This window comes from uncultured Clostridium sp. (assembly GCF_937920395.1).
GTDB lineage: Bacteria > Bacillota > Clostridia > Clostridiales > Clostridiaceae > Clostridium_AD.
Genome location: NZ_CALEVF010000090.1, coordinates 1 through 2,853, shown reverse-complemented (window position 1 = coordinate 2,853; position 2,853 = coordinate 1). Strand labels below are relative to the sequence as shown.

Genomic DNA, 2,853 nt, shown 5'->3' with positions numbered 1-2,853 from the left:
ACACAGCCATTCCAGTATCTACAGGATGATCTCCAAGATTCTCACCCCATTGCAACGCTGTATCTAGTATATTATTATCTTCTGAACTCGTCTTGCTGCTTGTCTTTGCAACATTATCTCCCTTAGAATGTTGTATTCCCATATTGATACCTATTGCACCAACTGCAATACCAGTAGCATTCTTGCTTTCCAATTCGTGAAATTCACATATTACATTATGTATACCTGTTATTGATTTCTGTATGTCTTCAATTGACTCATGTCACGGTTATTTGTTCTACAGTAGCAAATCTAATAAATAAGGCCATTTCACTCACTATTGTTAAAGAAAAAGCCCTAGAATTATATCCTAGAAGCTTTGTTATTTTTTAAAAATTCATATGTAAAAATACCTACTATGTATTAGTGCTACCTTTTATTCCTTCGTAATAGAAGCATCATTAACAGGTTGTTTCTCATCCTCCTTTAAATTTTTTCTAAACAGTTCAAATTCGTTATCTACAAATCCAACAAAATAAATTTTCTTAATATCATCGTGATTGAAAACATAATTATATTTTGGACTAATATTTCCTTCGGGATATAAGCAACCGACGTAATCATATGACTGATTTTTTTCCTCATTAAATTGTTTGATCCCATATATCATTAATCTTTTGTCTCCGTCTTTCAATAATATAACTGAACCAATTGGTAATAATTCCATATCTATCGCTCCTTTCTCAGATTAATGTCTATCTATCCCATTCGTAAATCATTTTAATAAACAGCCCAATACTTACTATGATTATTGTAATTCTACCACTTCTATCATCATTTTTAAAATCGTTAAATATTGATTTATAAGTCCTTATAATAAGCCAATCTGCAATTGCTATTAGAGGTATGAAGACTACTGCCATTAGTAATACACACCCTATAATTTTTATAATATAAAACAAGCCAACGTTTGGTGTCGGGGCAGATAAAATGAGCCCTGAAACAAAAATACTGCTTAACACAAGACCAATCACTAAATATTTCTTTAACAAGCCAATCATTTTTTTCATTTGTTATGCCCTCCTTATCTATAGTTATTTTTTATTAATCCTAGCATTAATTGCTTTTGCCCAATTTGCGTTTGTATTTGCGATGCTTATAGCTTTACCAACCTTTTTAGCTTTTGACACATTGTTTACTCTTACTGTAAGAGGAGTTAATATTCTATCTCCAAAATCTGTTATTTCTTTTAAACTATGAGATTTATCTGCAATTGTACTAATCCCAGTGGTCACACCTTTAACTCCCATGTAGAAATTAGCCACTTCAAAAACTCCTCCACCAACAACTTTGCCTCCTTCGGCAAAATTAGTGTTCTTTTTACGAAGATGTGCTACTTCGTCTATACCCTTACCCATTATTTCCTCTGTACCCTCAGAAATCCATTTGAGTATATTTATATTCCCTTGTTTTTCACTATGTCCACTGCCAATATATATTAAATCTGAAGTTGATGTTACTATTGAATTTGTAGAGAAAACTGCTAATGGTACTGCAACAGGAGTTGCAAATCCTGCAGAAAAATATTCTACTGCTCCTGAACCAAATTCTCCAAGTACACCAAGCCCAACTCCCAAAACAGCCAATCCTCTATTTACAGGATGTTCTCCAAGATTCTCACCCCATTGCAAAGCTGTATCTAGTATATTATTATCTTGCGAACTAGTCTTGCTACTTGTCTTTGCAACATTAACTCCCTTAGAATGTTGTATTTTCATATTGATACCTATTGCACCAACTTCAATACCAGTAACATTCTTCCTACTGTAATAAATAAGACTATTTCACTCATTAATATTAAATAAAAAGCCCTAGAATTATATCCTAGAGGCTTTGTTATTATGAAAACAAATTCATATGTAAAAACACCCAATATGTATTAGTCCTAACTTTTATTCCTTCGTAATAGTACCATCATTAACAAGATGTTCTTCATTCTCTTTTAAATTTTTTCTAAACTGTTCAAATTCATTATCTATAAGACCAACAAAATATACTGTCTCAATGTCCTCATGATTAAAAGCATAATTGTATTCTGGATTAATGTTACCTTCTGGATACAAACAACCAACGTAATCATATATCTGATCTTTTTCCTTAACAAATTGTTTAATCCCATATATCATTAATCTTTTTTTTCCTTCTTTTAATAATATAACAGAACCTATTGGTAATAAGTCCATATTTATCACTCCTTAAATTTAAATTTACCGAGTCCATTCACCAATCTTTTGAAATAACATCAATATTAATCCTATAACCAAACAAATTCTACCACTTTTATCAGCATATTTAAACTCTTTAAATAGTAATGTTACAGATTTTACAATGAGAAAATCGAATATTGCTAATCCGCCTATTAAGCCAACTGTTATTGTTAGCAAACTAAATATAACCTTACAAATATAAAATAAGTTAATGGTTGGTAGTGTGTTACTTCTTACCATTTGAGCAATAAGATATATTACAATAATAAAACTCAATACAAAAGCAATTACTAAATACGTCTTTAATAACTTGAACATTTTTTTCATAAGTCATATTCTCCATTTCTATAATAATTATCATAAGGGGATGGAATACACAAAAATTATATTTCTTGCGCGAAGTAAAACATTACCCCTTAAATGTAATAGTTTTGGCACTGAAAATCATGTATAAAAGTGTACTATTTCTAACGTTTATATTTAAGTACCAAAAACGAAGGTTTATGGTACTATAGTCCTTAACGTGGGTTTTATTGATTTTGTTGACTCTACCCCATTATGTATACTAATACCTTTTTTAATCCAATTTGCAACTGTATATGTAATA

Annotated in this window: 6 protein-coding genes; all 6 read right to left on the bottom strand. The window is 30.5% G+C overall.

Annotation, left to right across the window (positions count from 1 at the left end):
• Positions 1-193 (bottom strand): hypothetical protein (locus tag Q0649_RS08765; RefSeq protein ID WP_298840344.1); only part of this gene is annotated, 193 nt, incomplete at its 3' end.
• 222 nt (positions 194-415) lie between these two features.
• The gene (locus Q0649_RS08760) at positions 416-706 is read right to left on the bottom strand and encodes a DUF4176 domain-containing protein (protein WP_298840342.1); all 291 of its coding nucleotides are present in this window, start codon (positions 704-706) and stop codon (positions 416-418) included.
• 28 nt (positions 707-734) lie between these two features.
• Entirely contained in the window at positions 735-1,049 is a 315-nt protein-coding gene (locus Q0649_RS08755; protein ID WP_298840340.1) for a hypothetical protein, read from the bottom strand.
• Between the two features lie 24 nt (positions 1,050-1,073).
• Positions 1,074-1,757: a hypothetical protein gene (locus Q0649_RS08750; RefSeq protein WP_298840338.1), complete on the bottom strand. Its 684-nt coding sequence runs from the start codon at positions 1,755-1,757 to the stop codon at positions 1,074-1,076.
• A 174-nt stretch (positions 1,758-1,931) separates the two neighbouring features.
• The gene (locus tag Q0649_RS08745; protein ID WP_298840336.1) at positions 1,932-2,222 is read right to left on the bottom strand and encodes a DUF4176 domain-containing protein; all 291 of its coding nucleotides are present in this window, start codon (positions 2,220-2,222) and stop codon (positions 1,932-1,934) included.
• 24 nt (positions 2,223-2,246) lie between these two features.
• Positions 2,247-2,573 carry a hypothetical protein gene (locus tag Q0649_RS08740; protein ID WP_298840335.1) on the bottom strand — a complete coding sequence of 109 codons (327 nt, stop codon included), beginning with the start codon at positions 2,571-2,573 and terminating at the stop codon, positions 2,247-2,249.
• Between the last annotated feature and the right edge of the window lie 280 nt (positions 2,574-2,853).

Excerpts from the sequence above, each read along its gene's own strand:
- Q0649_RS08740 (WP_298840335.1), bottom strand. The coding sequence starts at position 2,573 with ATGAAAAAAATGTTCAAGTTATTAAAGACGTATTTAGTAATTGCTTTT.
- Q0649_RS08750 (WP_298840338.1), bottom strand. The coding sequence starts at position 1,757 with ATGAAAATACAACATTCTAAGGGAGTTAATGTTGCAAAGACAAGTAGC.
- Q0649_RS08760 (WP_298840342.1), bottom strand. The coding sequence starts at position 706 with ATGGAATTATTACCAATTGGTTCAGTTATATTATTGAAAGACGGAGAC.
- Q0649_RS08745 (WP_298840336.1), bottom strand. The coding sequence starts at position 2,222 with ATGGACTTATTACCAATAGGTTCTGTTATATTATTAAAAGAAGGAAAA.
- Q0649_RS08755 (WP_298840340.1), bottom strand. The coding sequence starts at position 1,049 with ATGAAAAAAATGATTGGCTTGTTAAAGAAATATTTAGTGATTGGTCTT.